The following is a 20,730-nucleotide window of genomic DNA, read 5'->3' as shown; positions in this document are numbered from 1 at the left end:
GCGGTTACTCAGATAAAAATTGGAGCTTGTTTTATGTGCGAATTGAATTAAAAGCGGTACGCGTCTGCAATGCCCGACGCGGTAACACGTTCTGCGCTATAACGAAAAAGGGGGTTCTGTCACTGGCTTTGCCCTCGTGATAGAGGGATTTTTATGACAGGAATACTAAAGCAGGAAAAGGATAACTGGCGCAGGATCAGTCGCGTTCAATGGCTAAAGCAACGCCCTGACCGCCACCGATACACAGCGTCGCCAGGCCTTTTCGCGCGTCGCGTTTAACCATTTCGTGCACCAGTGAAACCAGAATTCGACAGCCGGAAGCGCCAATGGGATGCCCCAGCGCAATCGCGCCGCCATTAACGTTTACCCGTCGCTCATCCCATTCCAGCATTTTTCCTACCGACAACGCCTGGGCGGCAAACGCTTCGTTGGCTTCGATAAGGTCGACCTCCGCCAGTTGCCAGCCGGCACGCTCCAGACAGCGCCGGGTAGCATATACCGGCGCAATCCCCATTAGCGCAGGATCGACGCCGACGCTGGCAAACGCGCGGATGCGCGCCAGCACCGGCAGCCCCAGCGCCTGGGCTTTCGTCTCGCTCATCATCATCACCGCGGCGGCGCCATCGTTGATTGAGGAGGCATTACCCGCCGTCACCGAACCTAAACTATCAAACGCCGGATGCAGCAGGGCTAACCCCTCCGCACTGGCGTCGGCCCGCGGTTGTTCATCCGTATCGACAATTGCGGTCTGCCCATTACGTTGCGTGACGATGGGGACAATCTCATCTTTAAAACGCCCGGTATCAATCGCGGCCCTGGCTTTTTGCTGCGAACTGAGCGCATAAGCATCCTGTAACTCGCGGCTGATGCCATATTCCCGCGCCAGGTTTTCTGCCGTCACGCCAATGTGATAATCGTTGAAGGCATCCCATAAGCCATCATGTACCAGACTATCCACCAGATTGTCGGCATCAGGCAACGCGCCGCTACGGCTGTCATTGAGGACATGCGGCGCACGGCTCATATTCTCCTGCCCGCCCGCAATAACAATGTCCGCTTCGCCGCACTGAATAGCCTGCGTCGCCAGGTGCAACGCTTTTAAACCGGAACCACAAACGTCATTAATGGTAATGGCGGAAACGGTAGTCGGCAGCCCTCCTTTGATGGCTGACTGGCGCGCCGGATTCTGCCCGGCGCCAGCCGTCAGCACCTGACCGAGGATGACCTCATCGATAGCATTAGCGTCCACGCCGGTGCGCTCAATTAACGCTTTTACGACCATGCTCCCCAGCTCGACGGCGGAATGACGGGCCAGCGTTCCCTGAAAACAGCCGATGGGTGTCCGTAAAGCCCCCACTATCACAACCTCTTTCATTACCACCTCAGCGCAAAATGACACCGCCATAGTAGAGCATTGTTAAAATTAGTTATCTTGATTGTTTAAAAAAAGTGAGTTTTATCACAAAGGAAATGACGCTGATTTGACGGTGGCGCAGCTTATTTCTGCTGCAGATGGTAGCGAAGCCAGTTCCCCGCCGTTCCGGGCGGCGTCTTCTTGTTCCATAGCAAATCAATAGCAATCGCCCTCGGCCAGCCAGGAACATCCAGCTGCGCCAGCGGTTTTTCCGCCGCAAACTCTTCCACCAGCGCGCAGGGCAATACGCACCAGCCAAATCCCTGAACCGCCATGCTCAACAGCAATAAATAGTTTGGCGCTGACCAGGCCGGGCCGCGCGTAATGTTGGCGTTAGAGTCAAGGTAGGTATTCAGACGCAGCTCGCGCCAGGTATGCAGTTGCTCCCATTGCAGGTTCGTCTGCGACGCCAACGGATGCGTGGTCGCCACATAAACCCCCATCCAGCTTTGAACAGGCAGACGCGTCGCGCCAATGTTTGTGGGATAGTCATCACGCGCTTCAATCAGGCCTATCTGGGCGCGCCCTTTTTGCAGCAGGTCGATGACATCATCATTTTCTCCGATCAAGCATTCAAACTCGGTATGCGGAAATTGACGATCAAACTGCGCCATTAACTCTTCCAGACTGTCAGGGTGCAGGGTATCAGAGAGGACGAACGTGAGTCTTGTCTCCGTCTCGCCGGATAACGTCAGCGCCACCTCATCCAGACGGTCGCTCGCCGATAAAATAGCCTGAACATAGCTAAGCACCCGTTTTCCTTCTTCGGTCAGAACGGGCTGGCGCGATGATCGATCAAATAATGAAAATCCCAGATCCGCCTCCAGATGCGCAATGGCGGTACTAATGGTGGACTGGCTTTTACGCAGGCGGCGCGCCGCCGCAGAAAACGAACCGCAAGAGACGGTCTCAACAAATGCCATTAACGCTTCAGGTGAGTAACGCATAACCTATCTACTTTATCGATGGATGTTATCTTTTAGGTATCACATTAAACGATAAAATAGCGGAAATTTCTTTAGCTTGATTAAGAGTAAGGTTTTTTCGTTTATGCAACATGACGCCATACAACGTCGCTCGCTGCCGGAGCGTATTTTCCATGCTGTCTGTTTTGAAGGTATTGCGACTGCAATACTGGCGCCAACGACCGCCTGGCTAATGCAGCGCTCGGTGCTGGAGATGGGCGGCCTGACGATATTGCTGGCAACGACGGCCATGATCTGGAATATCATTTATAACGCTCTGTTTGATCGACTGTGGCCCGCGCATCAGGTGAGACGAACCGCCAAAGTGCGCGCACTCCATGCGTTAGGATTTGAAAGTGGGTTTATTGTCATTGGCGTGAGTATTGTCGCCTGGGTACTGAATGTCAGCCTGCTACAAGCATTCACCCTGGAAATTGGTTTCTTCCTGTTCTTTTTGCCGTACACGATGCTGTACAACTGGGCATACGATGTTTTACGCCAGCGAATAGTGACCCGCCGCCAACAGCGCGTTAGTGCATGATATTGCGCTTTTTTGCCGGGATCGCAACGCTCCCGGCCCCCTTCCTCCACGACATCCATCTGCTTAAAACGCCCCCAACTGACGCTATTTATGGTAAATTGCGCTTCTTTTTGTGGGTTTTATAGTTGATAAATTCAAATAATGTCTAAAATTTGGTCAAAAGATGAGACTCTCTGGAGTTTTGCATTATACGGAACGGCTGTAGGCGCAGGCACTCTTTTCCTTCCCATCCAGTTGGGATCGGCAGGCGCAATCGTGCTATTTATTACCGCGCTGGTCGCCTGGCCTCTAACATACTGGCCGCATAAGGCGCTGTGTCAGTTTATTCTTTCCTCAAAGACATCTGCCGGTGAGGGAATTACTGGCGCCGTTACTCATTATTACGGCAAGAAAATCGGCAGTATTATTACCACGCTTTATTTCATTGCGTTTTTTGTCGTGGTATTAATTTATGCTGTGGCGATTACCAATTCCCTGACAGAGCAATTAGCGAAGCATATTCAGATAGATATTCGCATCCGGATGGCAGTTAGCTTCGGCGTAGTACTTATCCTGAATATGATTTTCTTAATGGGAAGACATGCCACTCTTCGCGTAATGGGCTTTTTAGTCTTTCCACTTATCGCTTACTTCTTGTTCCTTTCGCTCTACTTAACCGGAAGCTGGCAACCCTCGTTACTGACCGGGCAGATGTCTTTGGATAGTCACACGTTGCACCAGGTATGGATTTCTATTCCGGTGATGGTTTTTGCTTTTAGCCATACGCCCATTATTTCGACGTTTGCCATCGACAGACGGGAAAATTTTGGCGATCAGGCCATGGATAAATGCAGAAAGATCATGAAGGTCGCCTATCTGATTATCTGTCTGAGCGTGCTGTTCTTTGTCTTTAGCTGCCTGCTCTCCATTCCGCCGTCATACATTGAAGACGCGCGCAACGAAGGCGTTACCATCCTTTCCGCGCTCTCGATGATGCCCAATGCGCCGGCCTGGCTCTCTATTTCCGGTATTATCGTTGCCGTCGTGGCCATGTCGAAATCTTTCCTCGGTACCTATTTCGGCGTCATTGAGGGCGCAACCGAAATGGTAAGAACCACCCTACAGCAGGTTGGCGTGAAAAAAAGCCGGGCGTTCAATCGCGCGCTGTCTATCATGCTGGTTTCCGGGATTACGTTTATTATTTGCTGTATTAACCCGAATGCCATCTCTATGATTTATGCCATTAGCGGCCCGCTCATTGCGATGATTCTGTTTATTATGCCCACGTTGTCAACGTACCTGATACCGGCATTAAAACCCTACCGATCAGTAGGTAATTTCATTACGTTGGTCGTCGGTTTACTTTGCGTATCAGTGATGTTTTTCGGCTAAAGTAAAAGATAGCCGGGATATAACTCCCGGCTATTTTATATAAGAATCCAGCACCTTTAATATGACGTCCAGATCTTCTTCACGTCTGGCTTCATCACTCTGATGAACGATATGCTCGGTCAGATGCCCTTTAATCACCTCGCGCATTAAGCCATTTACCGCGCCGCGAATCGCCGCGATCTGTTGTAACACGGCCGCGCATTCATGCGGTTCATCCAGCATTTTTTTTAGCGCTATCACCTGTCCCTGAATCTTGCTGGTTCTGGCTTTAAGCTTTTGTTTGTCCCGGATGGTATGTGACATTGCAACACCTCACTAACATTAACAAATACAAATTATAGCATTACGAGGCTACTGGGGGGTAGTATTGCATACTAGGGGGGAGTAGAATGACGCCCACATAAAACAACTAAGAATCATTCTCATGGGTGAATTTTCGACACTTCTTCAGCAAGGAAACGGCTGGTTCTTCATTCCCAGCGCCATTTTATTAGGTATTTTGCACGGGCTTGAACCAGGGCACTCCAAAACTATGATGGCGGCTTTTATCATTGCCATTAAAGGTACGGTTAAACAGGCCGTCATGCTCGGTCTGGCAGCAACGCTTTCTCATACCGCGATCGTCTGGTTAATCGCGCTGGGTGGGATGTATCTTAGCCGGGCATTCACCGCACAATCAGTGGAACCATGGCTGCAGTTAATTTCTGCGATTATTATTCTGAGCACCGCGTGCTGGATGTTCTGGCGGACATGGCGAGGCGAGCAGCAGTGGCTGGCGGGAAATCATCATCACGACCACGACCACGACCACGACCACGACCACGACCATCATGGTCACATACATCCGGAAGGCGCAACGTCAAAAGCGTATCAGGATGCCCATGAACGCGCCCATGCTGCTGATATTCAACGCCGTTTTGATGGTCAAACAGTGACTAATGGACAGATCCTGCTGTTCGGCCTGACCGGAGGGCTTATCCCCTGTCCGGCTGCGATCACCGTTTTACTGATTTGTATCCAGCTTAAAGCGTTTACGCTGGGCGCCACGATGGTGCTGAGCTTTAGTCTTGGCCTGGCATTAACGCTGGTGACGGTAGGCGTGGGCGCGGCGATAAGCGTTCAACAGGCAGCAAAGCGCTGGAGTGGTTTTTCGACGCTTGCCCGGCGGGCGCCCTATTTTTCGAGCATTCTGATTGGTCTGGTCGGCGTGTATATGGGAATTCATGGCTATACCGGGATCATACAGTAAATATGTAACGCTTCTGCTCAGGACGTATCATTCACGTCGGGTTTCATTCCAGAAGCGTTTTTACTTATCAAACGGTATGAAAGGCCATACACTCAGCGTCCCGCCTGAATTCTGTATTTTACTCCATACACCACAGGCAAAACATACCCCACCGCCACCGGGTTTAGCCGGCGTTTCAGGGTTTCTGGATAGGGTCGCCGGAGGCGGGTTATTGCGGAGCGATAAACGGAGTTCGCTGCAGTGATTTACAAAACCGGGTACCAAACAGCAGTTCCCGTAATCGGTTCCGCATTCCCAGCTTCACCAGTAACCGGTATTTGTCCTGCCAGATTTGCTTCTCCTGCGTATTCAGCCTTCCACACAACGCTGACAACCTTCCCCGTCCACGGTAAACTTCCTGAAGCAAGCGTAACTGGGCCAGGCTCACTCCGCATGCCAGTATCTCCCGGTGCATCAACTGGTCCATATAGTTCATCAACCGCTTCGGATTGTTAAATATCGCTGGCACCTCCAGAAAGCCCGTCACCGGAGCCAGAGATAACAAAAAGGCGTCCAGCGCTCCTGTCCTGCGCAGGCGTGCGCCCCCGGCCCACTGTTCATCCCGCCGCCACCGAATAAGTATCTCCGCCAGTTCCTGCTCCAGCAGCGCCGGGATGCCGCCGTATACCTTCAGTACCACCCGGTCGCTGAAAAACAGCTCATCGCTGATAATCATAACCGGGTAGTCCGGCAGTATCTGCCTCAGCGAATAGAACAAAAAGAGATGTTCACGGGGACGCAGACACAGTATCAGTATGGCCTCCGGTTTCCGACGTAATTGCTGCAACAGAACAGGCAGCCTGTATGCGGTTTCACAGTTGCAGCCCGGCAGAAATCTTCGGACCAGGTGTGCCACGGCGATCGTCACCGGCCAGCAGTCACCGTAAACGATAATCTGCCGGGCCGGCATCCGGTTATGTTCCGTCATCCTCATCCTCCTTCTTTTTCAGGATCTTTCCCGCATTTCTGTTACTGCACAGCCGGTTCCACAGTTCATTTGCCATCGACCTGTCACCATTACCGACCCGGCGTTTTGATACCAGCGGCGGTCCGGCTTTTTCACGGCGCGTGGACGGGGTGGGACTGCCAAGAACCCGGATAACATAAATCTCATAGCGTCGTGCTTTATTGGGCAGGGTCTGGTGACGGCAGATGCTGACCACCCGCGATGTTTTGCTCCGCAGATAGGCAATCAGGTAGCTGGCTCGTCTGGCCGTGATGTGAAACGCCTCTGCTATCTGGTTACGCTGAACCCAGTTCTGCTGCAACAGGCACCAGTGTGCCACGATGATATACAGGGGCTCGCCGGCATACTGGCGGACACTTACCGGAATAAAACAGGCATCATGGTTGGTCTGTCCGGGATAATGAATATCGTTACCTGGGATAAGGTACTGCTTTTTTGCGTGTGTATTATCAGGGCACATAAAACCTCTCCATAACTGGGTAAATAATTTTCCGGAGGTGAAGAACAGCTCTTAAATAGTATTTATTATTAATGTGGGTTTATTCGGGATTAGTTCCCCGATAACTCAGTCAGCTCTTTTATTTTTATTATCTGTCACCCCCGATTAGTTATAGGTAACAGTAACGGGTATTGCAGCAGAAAACTTTCCTGTCTTTACACTTCCCCCCGGGGTCGGGGTTATTACTGCAGTATATACCTTCGACACATTACCGGTGACAGTTCCTGTAATAGTAATATCCCCCAGTACTTCTTGTTTATCAAAAGTAATCTCTTTTCCTTTATCATCTTTTATTGAAAGCCGGAGTCCATTAGGCTGACCTTTGTTGGGGCCATCCAGACTGACAAGATTCAGAGTTTGCCCGGTATCCTGTGTCAGCGCACCTTTCCCGAAGGTGATGGCCAGCGGGATCGTGAATTCCTGTCCCATAGCCGGTCGTAAAACCTGCCTGGCGATCACTGTAAAATTTGCCTGTCTGGTCTGTGAAGGTTCATAAGTCGTATAAATATGCCCAAAGTTGACCTGTAATGGAACAATGTCAACTTTACCCAATCCGTTTCTGAGAATTCTCACATTAAAACCAGATAAAACAAATCCGTTGTTTCTTTGAGCATAATTTGCCGGAACAACATTCATCACATTATTTATACCGGAAAAAGTGTACACAGCACTGCTCTCTTTGTAGGCTGTCAGATATAAGAAGTCCATTTTTACAGTTGCTGTTCGTGTCGTGAGCCCTGGAGGTAAAGGCTGTCCAAATTCCACTTTAGGCTCATTTCCTCCCTGCGATATCCCTTTAATATCGTCCCAGGTTAAGACAGGAGCGTCGGTAACGGACACCTGAAAACCCAGGCCCATACTGTCTAACTTTTTGGTAAAATCTCTGAAATAAGGCTGATTTAATAACAGTAAAGGTGGTTTACCTGAAATCAAAGATGATATATTACACGAATAAGTGAACTTCTGAGTTATTGTGCTGACAACTGTCCCCGGACCCGGGGTGTAATTATCGTTTGTTATATTTATGTTTTTAAAATTAATATTCTGACCAGAGGTAATGATACATTCATTCAGGCTTGGCTCAACCGCATACACTTTAGTCACACATAAAGAGCACAACATCATCACCAGCACGGTCAGTTTTGTTTTCAGATTAAAAATCCATTCTGTCATGATGTTGCCCCTGCGTCCTTAAACGCGCAGTTCAGGGCATCGCAGGCGTAGCGGTTCATCTGCAGTCCACCGTAATCATCAATATACCCCACCCACAGCGTCCGGGTTTCTGCCGGCAGAACAGCCTTTAAAGGCAGGCTCCCCAAGGGCGGCACCATCACGCCCTCGCGGAAACCGCTGAGCCTGTGGCTACGGTCTGCTCCCAGCCACGCCACAGTGATGTAGTACGGCGTCGGGTTTCTGAGGGTCAGGTGTCCCGCATTCCGCTCAGCAGTCAGCTTTCTTTCCGGCTGGTCACTGCTGCTTCTGATAATGGCTTTCGGACGATAAAACAGTTTCAGCTGGCTCTGCATGGCCAGCTGCAGGACGTTGTCGTCTTCCGGCTTCGGGGGAACGCCCCGCACGTTAAACCAGAACAGTGTTTCCCTGTCCTGGGGGAGCTTATCTGTCAGCCCACGAACCTGGGTGATACGGACCTGGGATTTCTGTCCGGCATCAATACGCTGCAGCGGCGGCAGCGCCATCAGCGCATCGGTTCTCACCCCGTCAACGTCCGTCACCCAGGACTGCGCCAGAAACGGCGTGGTTTTGTCATCGTTATTCAGCGTGATGGCCACCGTTTTCTGCGATGCATCCATGATAATACGGGTCCGGTCGACATTGACGGCCGCCGGGCTGCACTGGCTCCATGCTGCCGCCAGTGCGAGTAAAATCACACGGCTTCTTCTGCTGTTTTTCACCTGTTTTCTCCTTTAGTCCTGCTCTGTGACAGGGATATTTTTATCTGCAGGGCAGTAACAGCGGCCCCCGGCTGAGTGTCACCGTTTCCGGCAGGGTGAGTCTGCACTGCACCCGGCCATCCCAGGACACGTTCAGGGTCCGGCGGTCTTCCCCGCTGAGTCCGGTCAGGTAAGCCAGACCGTCATCCCCGACCATCCCTGCGGTTCTGCCGGTTTTCCCGGACACCACCAGGGCGCCAAACGGCGGACTGGCGCCATCAGCCAGTCGGATATGACCGAGCACCTGCTCCCCCTGGCTGGCGTCAATCTTCCGGTAGCCCACCGCGCCCTCCGTCAGCACCTGGCTGATGACGGAGCTGCTGACGTCCACGTCCTCCGGCAGGGCGGCCACATCAACCGAAATATCGCTGCGCCGATAGCTGCTGCCGGCGCTCACCACGCCCACCCCGAAGCGGTTAGTCACCCCGCTGTTGCCGTTCACCGGCACACCGGCCACGTCTCCGGTATCTATCATCATGCGAGGCTCATTCCCGGCCATCGACTGGCTGAAAGCGGCGCCGTGGGCGGTGGCCGTCACCGAGCCGTACCAGCTCAGGCCCAGACTGCGGTACTGTCCGGGCTGCAGGGTGGCGTCCGCTGCCGCCTGGCCCCACGGCAGACGGCTCTGCACGCTGCCGCTGAAGCTGCTGTTGCTGCCGGTGTCATAACGGTTATGGCCGGCGCTGATGTTCCATGTGGTGTCCGGGTTATGGAAATCGCTGTAATTCACGGTCTGCTGCAGGCCGCCCCGGTTATCCTTCTGCACGCTGTAGCTCACCTGGCGGCTGTCGCCCCACGGGATACTGATGGTGGCGTAGACCTGGTTCTGGCTCCCCCCGCCGGTGTACTGGTTACGGGCAAACGACACCGAGGCCGAGAGCCCCTGAAGGTCGCCGAGACTGAACACTTTGTTGAAGCTGAGCATGTAGTTATTGTTGGACTGCGCATTCCAGTAATTGAGCCGGCTTACCGAGAGGGCCGCGCTCATATTGAGTACCGGAACGGACTGGCTGTAAGTCACGGTGTAGCTTTGTTTTTCATGCCATGCATCGCCGCCGTCGGTGGCCCGACGCTGCAGGTACTCCGGCATGGACAGAAAATGGCGGTCCGAGAAGCGGTATCCGACGAACGCCAGGGTACTGCCGGTTTTATCAAACGTTTTGGCATAGTTGATACGGTAGCTGTAACCGGACTGCTTCTGCCCATGCGGCAACCGCGCATCTGAGCGGGTGACGTCCGCAGACAGAGCGCCCAGCAGCCCCATATTCTGGCCGATCCCGAGCGCCGCGGACTGGTAGTCGCCGGTGGAGGCAATGAGGCCGCCATACAGCGACGTGTTGTTAAATGCTCCCCAGGTGGCCTCCCCGAGCAGAAAGTCAGGGCTGACCGTGCTGTTGTTATGCGTCCCGCCGTACAGCGGACGTCCGGCGGCCACCTTATAGCGAACCTGTCCCTGGCGTGCCATAAAGGGGACGCTGGCCGTGTTGACCTGCCATGTCCGGACGCTACCGTCGCTTTCCCGGACGCTGACATCCAGGTTGCCGCTGATATTCTGGCTCAGGTCGGGAAGCTCAAAAGGCCCCGGTGACACCCGGGTCTGGTACAGAATGCGGCCATTCTGGCTGACGGTAACCTGTGCATTACTGTTCGCAATGCCGCTGATTTTCGGGGCATACCCCTGAAGAGAGGGCGGTAGCATGCGCTCATCGCTGGCCAAAGTGAGCCCGGCAAAGCGGAAGGAGTCAAAAATAGCGGAGCTGAGGTACGTCTGTCCGAGCGTCAGTTTTGAGCGCAGTGCTGGCAGGGCACGGAACAGATACGTCTGCGGCAGATAAAAATCGGACTGTGATGCGCCCTGCCCACTGTCAAAACGGCTGTACTGGTAATCGCTCCGCAACCGCCAGGCACCGAGATTAAACCCGGCGGTGCCGTAGAGGCTGTAGCTGGTAGAGGTCTCCCCCTGCTGCGGCATATAGCGGTTGGCCATCAGGCTGTAATCGAGCAGGCCGGCGGTGACGCCGTCGCTCCAGCGTGAAGGCGGCACCCAGTCCGGGTCCTGATAACGCATCCAGGCCTGGGGGATAATGAAGGTCAGACGCTGATTTTCAGCGCTGTACCGTACCTGACTGTCAGCGGAGCGCAGCTCAAGGCATTGCCCGTCCGGGATACCGGTAACGGGTTTCAGGCCATGAATAATCTTATCCTTAAGACCCAGCATGGCCACCATGTCTGTTGTCACACAGATGACGGCCGCGTCGCGTCCGGCAACCGGTACAACTCTGACCGGATACTGTTCCCGTACCGGCTGGTCATTGAGCCAGATATCGAGAATATAGTTACCGGGCGCCACATACCCCTCGCGGCTGAAGGCCGTGAGGTCCACGTTAGACAGGTTCCCGCTGTCCAGCAGGCTGGCATTGAACTCCGTGGCCTGCGACTTCAGGACGGAAAATGTCAGGGTAATCAGAATGGCAAGCCGGGTAATTTTCATGGCATGGCGCTTTCGTGTTGTCGTCCGTGTAACAGACAGCCCGCAGGCATGGTCAGATATAAAAGCCGTCCGAACCCCTCCGTGGACGGCTTCTCCCTGTCGTTATTTACCGCGTAAAATCACAGGTATCTCAGGGTGTAGGTGACAGATGCGGTGAAGTCACCGGGCGTGACGCCATTATCCAGTGCTATTAGCCGGGCATAGAAGTTGAGTTCGTTGTTTCCGGCCTGCAGTTGCTGAGCGTCGCCATCCAGCATCTGGGTGTTGGGCTCGATAATTGCGGTGTTGTCACTCTTCAGTAGCTGGACACCAACATGCTGTGCGCTGCCGCTGGTGGTGTAAGCCTTTTTCGCGACATTGGCTCCGCCAGAGAAAGAGACGGTCACTTTGGACATTTTCCCTGCGGAGCCAGCTGTGTCCGGGATATTCGGATCGAAAGCACAGTTCTGCAGATGAATAGTGAACGGTTTTGATTCCGTAGTTGCGTCGGCGGTATTCAGTTTACGGTAAGAAATCTGTCCAAACGGAACGGTGATCGCATCGTCACCCGGCGCGATATCACAGGGGGAGTTGGTGATGGTGCCAGTAAAGGTAATTTTACCTGAGCCGAACGGGCCTGCTGTTGGTGGATCGACTGCATATACAGAAGCGCCATACATCATACCGGCAGCCGCCATGGCAAGTATTATTTTATTACGCATAGATAATATGTCCTTTGGGTGAATGAGAATTATTTTGCAAAGGCTGAAAACAAATCTGAGGGTATTAATGAAAGCGTTCAGAAAAGATTCGCATGAATAATAAACGCCTGGTGTTAAACGAAGCACCTGAACTTTCCATCGAAAAATATTGATTTCAGCTAATGCCTAATCAGTTGTAAGAAAATTCTTATTCAAATTAAAACAATAAAAATAGATCGATACGATCGATGATTATGATCGTAATTTAAGAATAATCATCAAAGAAATACTTTTTAATGTAATTATAAGCGGGTGAATACCTAACAGACAGATATTCGCAGCGGACATGAAATATTTTGTAATATGTTATCGGGAATGTATGTTTTGCTTTTCCATCACACTGGATATTTACAAAACATAATACTAATCATATATAACAATGAAATTACTGGCAGCATAAAAAACTAGATATAGCGCAAGTAAAAGGAGTTTAATTCCAAAACATTAACTTAATAAATCATTATGAACCACCATAAGTGGAAGAGATAAAAAATAATAAATGAAATAATATTCTTCTGTATTTGTGATGAGCATCACAATAGATATAAATGTAGGTACCCTGACATTACTGAACTTCACGGATGAAATTTAAAAACAATGCCGACAGCAAAGAACAAACTGGTAATAGCTGTCAGACATAATGCTGCCTGCTGTAATATCTACAGCAGGCTGGGGATATTAATGCGCGGAATCGTGCTGCACGGGGGCCGTGGGTAATTCCTGAACTGACTGAGAATCCACAATTATGCCATCCTGAGCTGATTTCAGTATCAGACCTGCCTGATAGTATTTTCCTTCGCTCATCAAGGAAAGCGCTGTGGTCACATCCTTACGGGTTTGCTGAAGAGGAATGAGTTCCTGATTTTCAATCATACTGACGCCTGCTAGTTTCAGGGCCTCTATAGTCCCTTTTTTATCTCCTTCTTTCATTTTCTGGTTTGCTTTATTAATAGCATCATTTTTCTGCCCCGCAGGGAGATAATCTTCTGCTACCGTAATCGATGAATTTATCCGAATATAGCGGTCTCCTTCAACTGGGGCTTTTTTATCTGATTTGACATACAGATTCCAGTCAGTGCTGTCATCGTTCAGGAGTTTTTCTGCTTGCGCAGCCAGTTGTTCCGCCTTTTGGGTTCGACCATTAAACAACTCGAATCGCGACATTCCGATATCACGCATGGCCTGCCAGGCCTGTCCGGATATCTTGTCATTATTCAGAGTAACGTTATCAGTCATGTTTGTTGCGGCCATAATATTTCCTGAAAACAGGATAACCATCAGCGCAACGCCCGGTATAATATGGCTTTTCATAATCCATCATCTCCACAAAGTAACATTTTTTATCGGGTTATCCTATTCAGAACCGGTAACCCACACCAAGATTAAAGCCGTTGCTATTAAGGCTTCCGCTGTTATGGGTAGCATCAAAATCCGCACCCTCATAACCCAGATTTATAGCGACATTACTGACCGGGGTATAAGCCACGCCTGCAGAATAACCATATCCGACCTTACTGTCAGACTCATTTATTCCGTGATCACGCTGATGCAATAATACGGGGCCCACTTGACTATACAGGCTTAACTGGTTATTTATTTTCCATGAAGGGCCTGCAAGTAGGGAGTAATAACGGGTTGTTACACGACCATTACTGCTTTCATCGGAATAGCGCTGGCTTCCATTTAGCCAGGCAAATGAGGTTGTCAGCCCCCAGTCCGGTGACATTTCATAGTTGTTTGCCAGCCGAACCCCACGCAACGTCCCGGCGTGATTAGTATGGGACTGGGCGTATCCAAGTGAAAATGTACTGGCATTATCGTCTGCCCATACCGGACTGGCTGCAGCAGACAGCAGAACAATACCGGCACTTCCGGCTAATAGCATTTTGTTCATCTTCTTCTCTCCGGTTATTTTTACCTGATGCCTTACTGGCATGTATTAAGTTAAAATCTTTCCGTGATAACAAACTATAAATAAATCTTTTAAATTATGAGCGCTGTTACGCCAGCAAATACCTTTATCTCCGGCTGTCGGGAGGCTATTCACGAAAATATATCCAGGCCAGAAACAGTATTTAATAATAAATAAACTGAAAAATAAAAACTGACAAAAATAGAAGTTCACTGATATATACCCAAAATAATTCGAGTTGCTTAAAGGTGGCAAGGGAGTGAGTCCCCAGGAACATAGATAACGATGTGACTGGGGTGAGCGACAAATCTGCCGGGAGCAGATTTTAACGTCGCGTGCGACGGCCCGTCAGGGCGAGGCCCATGGATGGACCGAGTAATCCGTAGCCAACACATAAGCAACTTGAAGTATGAAGGGTATATAACGGGAAAGAAGCCATATGGGCCTGGTAAATCAACGTCTGTGATTTAAGTTGCAGGAAACGGCTATGGTGAGGGGATGCGGCAGTTATCGGGCAGTAACGGCATTGTTCAGTGAGTATCCAGGAAACAAAAAAAGAAGGGAGCGGTACTCCCTTCGTAAACATGTCAGAATACGACATTTTGGTACTCTTTTATTTATTATCTGGCCGTAAAAGTTATGCTGTTGGCAGGTATCTCCAGTCAACATAAAAAAATACCACCAGCTAAAAATGTGATGCAAACCACCATTAAGCAGGTAACCAAACTGACTGTGCCACTAAATCCGGAAAAGAGTTTGAATCCGGGGATAACATCTGATGCAGAAATTAGCACCAGTCTTCGATTCGGATACCCGGAATGCGTTCAAACTCGCGGAGATTGTTTGTGACGACGACCAGTCCGCGGCTACGGACATGGCCAGCAATCATCTGGTCATAAGGCCCGACAGGTGTTCCCTTGCGGGCCAGTTCGGCACGGATTTGACCGGTATGTATCGCTGCCTGAAGGGGCATGTTGGCTTTGACGATCAGGCAAAAAACAACTGCGAATAAAGTCGTATGATGATCTTCACATTTATCATCATCAGCGTTCATATTACTCAACCTGTAATCAACCTCTGGCGTTTTTCTGTATCCATCACAACCATTTCCGGCAAAGGTAAAAAAGGATTTGAACCTTTCCGGAGATGATAATGAAGGTAAATGCATGGACAATTTTGCTTATATCGGCGTATCTGACGGCCTGTACCGTCCCTGGCACAGAAAAATATCAGACCAGCATGGACAGCGTTACGGCAGAAAAAGTAAGCCGGATTATCCAGTCGGATGTCATTCCTTATAAAGGCGAAAACCATGGAGAAGTTATCAGCCGCGTATCGTCTGCTTTTCTCGGAACACCTTATCAGGCAAATACGCTCATCGGTGGGCCCGGCATCCCCGAAGTCCTTGTAGCGAATTTCAACGGCGTGGACTGCTTTACCCTGGCTGATTACGTTGAGGCCCTGGCCCGCAGCGATAATCAGAAATCGTTTCTGCATAATCTTGCCAGGACTCGCTACGCCGCGGGCAAAGTTGCTTATCTCAGCCGCCGGCACTTCTTCTCTGACTGGTTCGCCGCAGCACCGCGTAATGCACGGGATGTAACGCCGGATATCAGCCCTGATTATGTCGTTGTTGTCAAGCAGCTTAACCATAAACCTGATGGCGGCGAGTACATTCCTGGTCTGGGCATCCATCCTCGTAAAATAAATTACATTCCCGGAAGAGCCATCAACCAGCAGGTCATGAACCACCTAAAAAACGGGGATTATATCGGTGTCTACTCCCCGCTTGACGGGCTGGACGTTTCACATGTGGGTATCGTAGTTCGCCATGATGAACAGGTGTGGTTCAGGAACGCCTCCTCATTGGCCGCAAACAGAAAAGTGGTGGACACACCGTTTATGGAATACATGCATTCCAGACCGGGCATCGTTGTGCTGCGGGCTGAATGATAAAGTCATTACCGGAGTCGCCAGCTGATAATAGCCGTCCGACATAGGTATTGAAACCCTGTGTACTGTGGGGCCGACAGGAAAAATTGCTGTAAATTCGTGGAGTTAGTAAATACTAGAAGATATTTGTCTGGAGCGGGCGAAGGGAATCGAACCCTCGTATAGAGCTTGGGAAGCTCTCGTTCTACCATTGAACTACGCCCGCTTTGAGATGCGTAAGGCATTATAAACCTTACGCTCTGGTTGGCAAGAGACTTACTGGCTGACTGGCGATTAATTCACCGTCAGCACTTCGGTTTACTCCCCTGCGGCGGCAGATAACGCAGCGGATCGATGGCCGTCGCCCGGTAGCGAATCTGGAAGTGTAGTCTTACGGATGCGGCATCCGTGCTGCCCATCGTAGCGATTTTTTGCCCCGCTTTAACGCTTTGCCCATTATTAACCAGCATGGTGTCATTATGAGCGTAAGCCGTAATGTAATCTTCATTGTGCTTAATCATGATGAGATTGCCGTAACCGCGCAGCTGGTTCCCGACATAGACAACTTTACCCGCTCCCGCCGCATAAACAGGCGTTCCGCGCGCGCCCGCAATATCGATCCCCTTATTTCCGCCCTCCGCGGTGGAATAAGGTAAAATCACTTTACCGTTAGCAGGCCATACCCAACAACGCTGCCCCACCGGCGGCCAGGAGGATTTTGGCACCGAAGATGACGGTCTGACCGCAGCAGTTTTTGTTGCTGTTTTATTGCTGGTTTTGCGTGCTGAACTGCTACTCTTTGCGCTGCCGCGCACTTTAATTCGCTGCCCCACCTCAATAGTATAAGGCGGAGAAATGCCATTCAGTCGGGCCAGTTCTTTCACGCTGGTTCCCGTAGCGCGCGATATACGATACAACGTATCGCCGCGCTTAACGGTATAGACGGAGCCGGAATACGTTCCTGAGCCGGAATTACTGGAACACCCTGCCAGCAGCAGCCCTGTGCATAACAGCACCGCAATACCCAGGCTATTTTTGTTCAGGCGTCCTGCGCTCAAAACCATTCCTCACTCTATTGACAGACGCCTTATGATAGCAGCCAAATGCCGTATGCCCAATCCATTGACGCCGGAAAGGGGCCGCGTGGATGATGATGCCGCGAATATCCGATATGCCAGCATAATATCGACTCACGGCACAATGGCGCTCGTCTGCGTTCTGTCAGGGCCTGTTTTGGTAATGCCTTTCTTTCTGTTATGCGCTACGCTGATCGTCTGAGTATATGGCCTGGCCATGCTGCCGGGTCATTTTAATTTTCAGGAGCTTTCATGACTGAGGAACATGTCGTTTTATTGGATGAGCAGGATAAGCCTTCCGGCACACTGGAAAAGTATGCGGCTCATACGCTTAATACGCCTTTGCATCTGGCTTTCTCCTGCTGGCTATTTAACGAAGATGGCCAGTTGCTGGTAACACGACGGTCGCTGAGCAAGAAAGCCTGGCCAGGCGTGTGGACGAATTCGGTTTGCGGTCATCCGCAACAAGGCGAAACCACCGAAGAGGCGATCATCCGCCGTTGTCGGTTCGAACTCGGCGTGGAAATTACCGATCTCACCCCCGTCTATCCGCACTTCAGCTATCGGGCGACAGATCCAAACGGTATTGTGGAAAATGAAGTCTGTCCGGTATTTGCCGCGCGGGCAACCAGTGTGTTACAGGTTAACAGCGAAGAGGTGATGGACTATCAGTGGAGCGAATTTAAAAGCGTATGGAAAAGCCTTCTCGCTACGCCGTGGGCATTTAGCCCGTGGATGGTCATGCAAGCGTCAGACGAACAAGCGCGTGAACGACTGCTCAATTACTGCCAGCGTTAAAGATTGCCTGATGGTGCTACGCCTGAACGAAGAGATGCCGGATGGCGGCTAATGCCCCATCCGGCAATTTACATCTTATTTCACCGGACGCATCGCCGGGAACAGAATAACGTCGCGAATCGTGTGGCTGTTAGTAAACAGCATCACCATACGGTCGATACCAATTCCCAGACCCGCTGTCGGCGGTAAACCGTGTTCCAGCGCCGTCACGTAGTCTTCGTCGTAGAACATGGCTTCGTCGTCGCCCGCCGCTTTTGCATTAACCTGATCCAGGAAACGCTGCGCCTGGTCTTCCGCATCGTTCAACTCGCTAAAGCCATTACCGATTTCACGACCGCCGATAAAGAACTCGAAGCGGTCAGTGATTTCCGGGTTCACATCATTACGACGCGCCAGCGGAGACACTTCAGCCGGATATTCGGTGATGAAGGTCGGCTGAATCAGATGCGCTTCAGCGACTTCGTCAAAGATCTCGGTGACGATACGGCCCAGACCCCAGCTCTTCTCGACGTGAATGCCGATGCTTTCAGCAATCGCCTTCGCGGAGTCGAAGTTGTCCAGATCAGCCATATCCGTTTCCGGACGATATTTCTTGATCGCTTCACGCATGGTCAGTTTTTCGAACGGCTTACCGAAGTCGAACACTTCATCACCGTACGGAACCTGGGTGGTGCCCAGAACATCCTGCGCCAGCGTACGGAACAGAGACTCCGTCAGCTCGATCAGGTCTTTGTAGTCCGCATACGCCATATAGAGTTCCATCATGGTGAACTCAGGATTATGGCGCACAGAGATGCCTTCGTTACGGAAGTTACGGTTAATTTCGAATACGCGTTCGAAGCCGCCAACCACCAGACGCTTGAGGTACAGTTCCGGCGCGATACGCAGGTACATGTCCAGATCCAGCGCGTTGTGATGGGTGATAAACGGACGGGCAGACGCGCCGCCAGGGATCACCTGCATCATCGGCGTTTCGACTTCCATAAAGCCGCGAGCAACCATAAACTGGCGAATACCGGCCAGGATCTTCGAACGGGTTTTGAAGGTGTTACGGGATTCATCGTTAGAGATGAGATCCAGATAACGCTGGCGATAGCGCGCTTCCTGGTCCTGCAGGCCGTGGAATTTATCCGGCAACGGACGCAGCGCTTTCGTCAGCAGGCGCAGTTCGGTGCAGTGGATAGACAACTCGCCGGTTTTGGTTTTGAACAGCTTACCTTTCGCGCCGAGGATATCGCCAAGATCCCACTTCTTGAACTGCTCGTTGTAAACGCCTTCCGGCAGATCATCGCGCGCCACATACAGCTGAATGCGGCCGCCTACGTCTTGCAGGGTAACAAAAGAGGCTTTACCCATAACACGGCGAGTCATCATACGGCCCGCGACGGACACTTCAATATTCAGCGCTTCCAGTTCTTCAGCTTCTTTCGCGTCAAACTCTGCGTGCAGTTGGTCTGAGGTACGGTCACGACGGAAATCGTTCGGGAACGGGATACCCTGCTCACGCAGTGCAGCCAGCTTCTCGCGACGTGCCTTCATTTCATTGTTAAGATCGACTACCTCGTCAGCGCCCTGTGCGTTTTGTTCAGACATGTTGATTCCTCATAGCCCTGCTTTCAAACTTGCTTCGATAAATTGATCCAGACTACCGTCCAGTACCGCCTGTGTATTGCGGGTTTCCACCCCAGTACGCAGGTCTTTAATGCGGGAATCGTCCAGGACATAGGAACGAATCTGGCTTCCCCAGCCGATATCGGACTTAGTGTCTTCCATCGCCTGTTTTTCAGCGTTCTTTTTCTGCATCTCCAGTTCATAAAGCTTCGCTTTCATCTGCTTCATGGCCTGGTCTTTGTTTTTGTGCTGCGAACGGTCGTTCTGGCACTGCGTCACGATCCCGGTGGGAATATGGGTGATACGCACTGCGGATTCCGTACGGTTAACGTGCTGACCGCCTGCGCCAGACGCGCGATAGACGTCGATACGCAGATCCGCCGGGTTAATGTCGATATCGATATCGTCGTCCACTTCCGGGTACACAAACGCGGAGCTAAACGAGGTATGACGGCGACCGCCGGAGTCGAACGGACTTTTACGCACCAGACGATGTACGCCGGTTTCAGTGCGCAGCCAGCCATAGGCATATTCGCCGGAGATTTTGATAGTCGCGGACTTAATGCCGGCGACTTCCCCTTCCGACTCTTCAATGACTTCCGTCTTGAAGCCGCGCGCTTCCGCCCAACGCAGATACATACGCAGCAACATGCTGGCCCAATCCTGCGCTTCAGTACCACCAGAACCGGCCTGAATATCGAGATAGCAATCGGCGCTATCGTACTCGCCGGAAAACATCCGGCGGAACTCCAACTGCGCCAGTTTCTCTTCCAGCGTATTCAGTTCCGCGACGGCTTCGTTAAACGTCTCTTCATCGTCAGCTTCTACCGCCAGTTCCAGCAGCCCGGAAACGTCGTCCAGCCCCTGAGTCATTTGATCAAGCGTATCGACGATCGCTTCGAGCGATGAGCGCTCTTTTCCCAGCGCCTGCGCGCGCTCAGGTTCGTTCCAGACATCCGGCTGTTCCAGCTCGGCGTTTACTTCTTCCAGACGCTCTTTCTTAGCATCGTAGTCAAAGATACCCCCTAAGAACGTTGGTGCGTTCCGTGAGGTCCTGAATGCGGTTATTCACCGGGTTAATTTCAAACATGGTCTGATTTCTTTTATTTGACTTGTCAAAATGCGGTTATAAGGGCGAAATATTAGCGGATTTCGCCCCTTAATTACAGCGAA

19 protein-coding genes, 1 tRNA gene and 1 pseudogene are annotated in these 20,730 nt (G+C 51.4%); 5 read left to right on the top strand and 16 right to left on the bottom strand.

The features are described from left to right. Positions 1 to 196: 196 nt before the first annotated feature. Positions 197 to 1,375, bottom strand: coding sequence for an acetyl-CoA C-acetyltransferase (locus ACLD11_RS06365; RefSeq protein ID WP_080108162.1), 1,179 nt, complete (start codon positions 1,373 to 1,375; stop codon positions 197 to 199). A 122-nt stretch (positions 1,376 to 1,497) separates the two neighbouring features. Continuing rightward, positions 1,498 to 2,361 carry a LysR family transcriptional regulator gene (locus tag ACLD11_RS06360; protein ID WP_368372229.1) on the bottom strand — a complete coding sequence of 288 codons (864 nt, stop codon included), beginning with the start codon at positions 2,359 to 2,361 and terminating at the stop codon, positions 1,498 to 1,500. A gap of 103 nt (positions 2,362 to 2,464) precedes the next feature. Between ACLD11_RS06360 and ACLD11_RS06355 the strand changes: the two genes are divergently transcribed. Both ACLD11_RS06355 and ACLD11_RS06350 read left to right on the top strand, forming a co-directional pair. Continuing rightward, the gene (locus ACLD11_RS06355) at positions 2,465 to 2,920 is read left to right on the top strand and encodes a multidrug/biocide efflux PACE transporter (RefSeq protein ID WP_001519547.1); all 456 of its coding nucleotides are present in this window, start codon (positions 2,465 to 2,467) and stop codon (positions 2,918 to 2,920) included. Positions 2,921 to 3,061: 141 nt separating this feature from the next. Next, the gene (locus tag ACLD11_RS06350) at positions 3,062 to 4,291 is read left to right on the top strand and encodes an amino acid permease (RefSeq protein WP_000036841.1); all 1,230 of its coding nucleotides are present in this window, start codon (positions 3,062 to 3,064) and stop codon (positions 4,289 to 4,291) included. Positions 4,292 to 4,321: 30 nt separating this feature from the next. On the opposite strand, the gene rcnR is transcribed toward ACLD11_RS06350, so the two are convergent. Beyond that, positions 4,322 to 4,594 carry a Ni(II)/Co(II)-binding transcriptional repressor RcnR gene (gene rcnR, locus ACLD11_RS06345; protein WP_000019953.1) on the bottom strand — a complete coding sequence of 91 codons (273 nt, stop codon included), beginning with the start codon at positions 4,592 to 4,594 and terminating at the stop codon, positions 4,322 to 4,324. A gap of 121 nt (positions 4,595 to 4,715) precedes the next feature. On the opposite strand from rcnR, the gene ACLD11_RS06340 reads away from it, so the two are divergent. Continuing rightward, positions 4,716 to 5,540, top strand: coding sequence for a nickel/cobalt efflux protein RcnA (locus ACLD11_RS06340; protein WP_411011930.1), 825 nt, complete (start codon positions 4,716 to 4,718; stop codon positions 5,538 to 5,540). 208 nt (positions 5,541 to 5,748) lie between these two features. On the opposite strand, the gene ACLD11_RS06335 is transcribed toward ACLD11_RS06340, so the two are convergent. The 9 genes and pseudogenes from ACLD11_RS06335 to vapC form a co-directional block, all read right to left on the bottom strand. Then, entirely contained in the window at positions 5,749 to 6,507 is a 759-nt protein-coding gene (locus tag ACLD11_RS06335; protein WP_411014690.1) for a transcriptional regulator, read from the bottom strand. After that, on the bottom strand, positions 6,494 to 7,006 hold the full coding sequence (locus tag ACLD11_RS06330; RefSeq protein WP_411014689.1) for a CaiF/GrlA family transcriptional regulator: 513 nt from the start codon (positions 7,004 to 7,006) through the stop codon (positions 6,494 to 6,496). The genes ACLD11_RS06335 and ACLD11_RS06330 overlap by 14 nt, the downstream gene beginning before the upstream one ends. A 144-nt stretch (positions 7,007 to 7,150) precedes the next feature. Further along, on the bottom strand, positions 7,151 to 8,218 hold the full coding sequence (locus tag ACLD11_RS06325; RefSeq protein ID WP_411014688.1) for a hypothetical protein: 1,068 nt from the start codon (positions 8,216 to 8,218) through the stop codon (positions 7,151 to 7,153). Next, positions 8,215 to 8,958, bottom strand: a complete 744-nt coding sequence (gene stdC, locus ACLD11_RS06320; RefSeq protein ID WP_079944917.1) for a fimbrial biogenesis chaperone StdC — start codon at positions 8,956 to 8,958, stop codon at positions 8,215 to 8,217. The genes ACLD11_RS06325 and stdC overlap by 4 nt, the downstream gene beginning before the upstream one ends. 40 nt (positions 8,959 to 8,998) lie before the next feature. Further along, positions 8,999 to 11,488, bottom strand: coding sequence for a fimbrial outer membrane usher protein StdB (stdB, locus tag ACLD11_RS06315; protein WP_064000872.1), 2,490 nt, complete (start codon positions 11,486 to 11,488; stop codon positions 8,999 to 9,001). A gap of 119 nt (positions 11,489 to 11,607) precedes the next feature. Beyond that, positions 11,608 to 12,189, bottom strand: coding sequence for a fimbrial protein (locus tag ACLD11_RS06310; protein WP_079943929.1), 582 nt, complete (start codon positions 12,187 to 12,189; stop codon positions 11,608 to 11,610). 717 nt (positions 12,190 to 12,906) lie between these two features. Next, complete coding sequence (locus ACLD11_RS06305; protein WP_000835257.1) at positions 12,907 to 13,539, bottom strand: YfdX family protein; 633 nt, start codon at positions 13,537 to 13,539, stop codon at positions 12,907 to 12,909. Positions 13,540 to 13,585: 46 nt separating this feature from the next. After that, positions 13,586 to 14,122 carry an STM3031 family outer membrane protein gene (locus ACLD11_RS06300; RefSeq protein ID WP_001038499.1) on the bottom strand — a complete coding sequence of 179 codons (537 nt, stop codon included), beginning with the start codon at positions 14,120 to 14,122 and terminating at the stop codon, positions 13,586 to 13,588. An 805-nt stretch (positions 14,123 to 14,927) separates the two neighbouring features. Beyond that, positions 14,928 to 15,104 (bottom strand): annotated as a pseudogene (gene vapC, locus ACLD11_RS06295) (tRNA(fMet)-specific endonuclease VapC); the annotation flags it as partial. A 182-nt stretch (positions 15,105 to 15,286) separates the two neighbouring features. Here vapC and ACLD11_RS06290 point away from each other — a divergent pair. Next, positions 15,287 to 16,093: a DUF1460 domain-containing protein gene (locus ACLD11_RS06290; protein ID WP_411014687.1), complete on the top strand. Its 807-nt coding sequence runs from the start codon at positions 15,287 to 15,289 to the stop codon at positions 16,091 to 16,093. Between the two features lie 131 nt (positions 16,094 to 16,224). Here ACLD11_RS06290 and ACLD11_RS06285 read toward each other — a convergent pair. Together ACLD11_RS06285 and actS are read right to left on the bottom strand one after the other, a co-directional pair. Further along, positions 16,225 to 16,298, bottom strand: a tRNA-Gly gene (locus tag ACLD11_RS06285). 79 nt (positions 16,299 to 16,377) lie between these two features. Continuing rightward, entirely contained in the window at positions 16,378 to 17,136 is a 759-nt protein-coding gene (gene actS / locus ACLD11_RS06280; RefSeq protein WP_000244325.1) for an amidase activator ActS, read from the bottom strand. 264 nt (positions 17,137 to 17,400) lie between these two features. Between actS and idi the strand changes: the two genes are divergently transcribed. Beyond that, positions 17,401 to 17,946 (top strand): isopentenyl-diphosphate Delta-isomerase, encoded by a 546-nt coding sequence (gene idi, locus ACLD11_RS06275; RefSeq protein WP_000133994.1) that lies wholly within the window; start codon positions 17,401 to 17,403, stop codon positions 17,944 to 17,946. Positions 17,947 to 18,021: 75 nt separating this feature from the next. Here the strand turns inward: idi and lysS are convergent, their stop codons facing one another. Together lysS and prfB are read right to left on the bottom strand one after the other, a co-directional pair. Next, complete coding sequence (gene lysS / locus ACLD11_RS06270; RefSeq protein WP_108408309.1) at positions 18,022 to 19,539, bottom strand: lysine--tRNA ligase; 1,518 nt, start codon at positions 19,537 to 19,539, stop codon at positions 18,022 to 18,024. Positions 19,540 to 19,548: 9 nt separating this feature from the next. Further along, positions 19,549 to 20,647 (bottom strand): peptide chain release factor 2 gene (prfB, locus tag ACLD11_RS06265; RefSeq protein ID WP_010989230.1). Its coding sequence is split into 2 segments (ribosomal slippage): positions 19,549 to 20,571 and positions 20,573 to 20,647, totalling 1,098 coding nucleotides; the frame shifts between segments, so codons are not numbered across the junction. Positions 20,648 to 20,730 lie beyond the last annotated feature (83 nt).

It is taken from the genome of Salmonella sp. 741265116_PST (assembly GCF_046567715.1).
GTDB lineage: Bacteria > Pseudomonadota > Gammaproteobacteria > Enterobacterales > Enterobacteriaceae > Salmonella > Salmonella enterica.
This window is presented reverse-complemented; position numbering and strand designations above follow the sequence as displayed.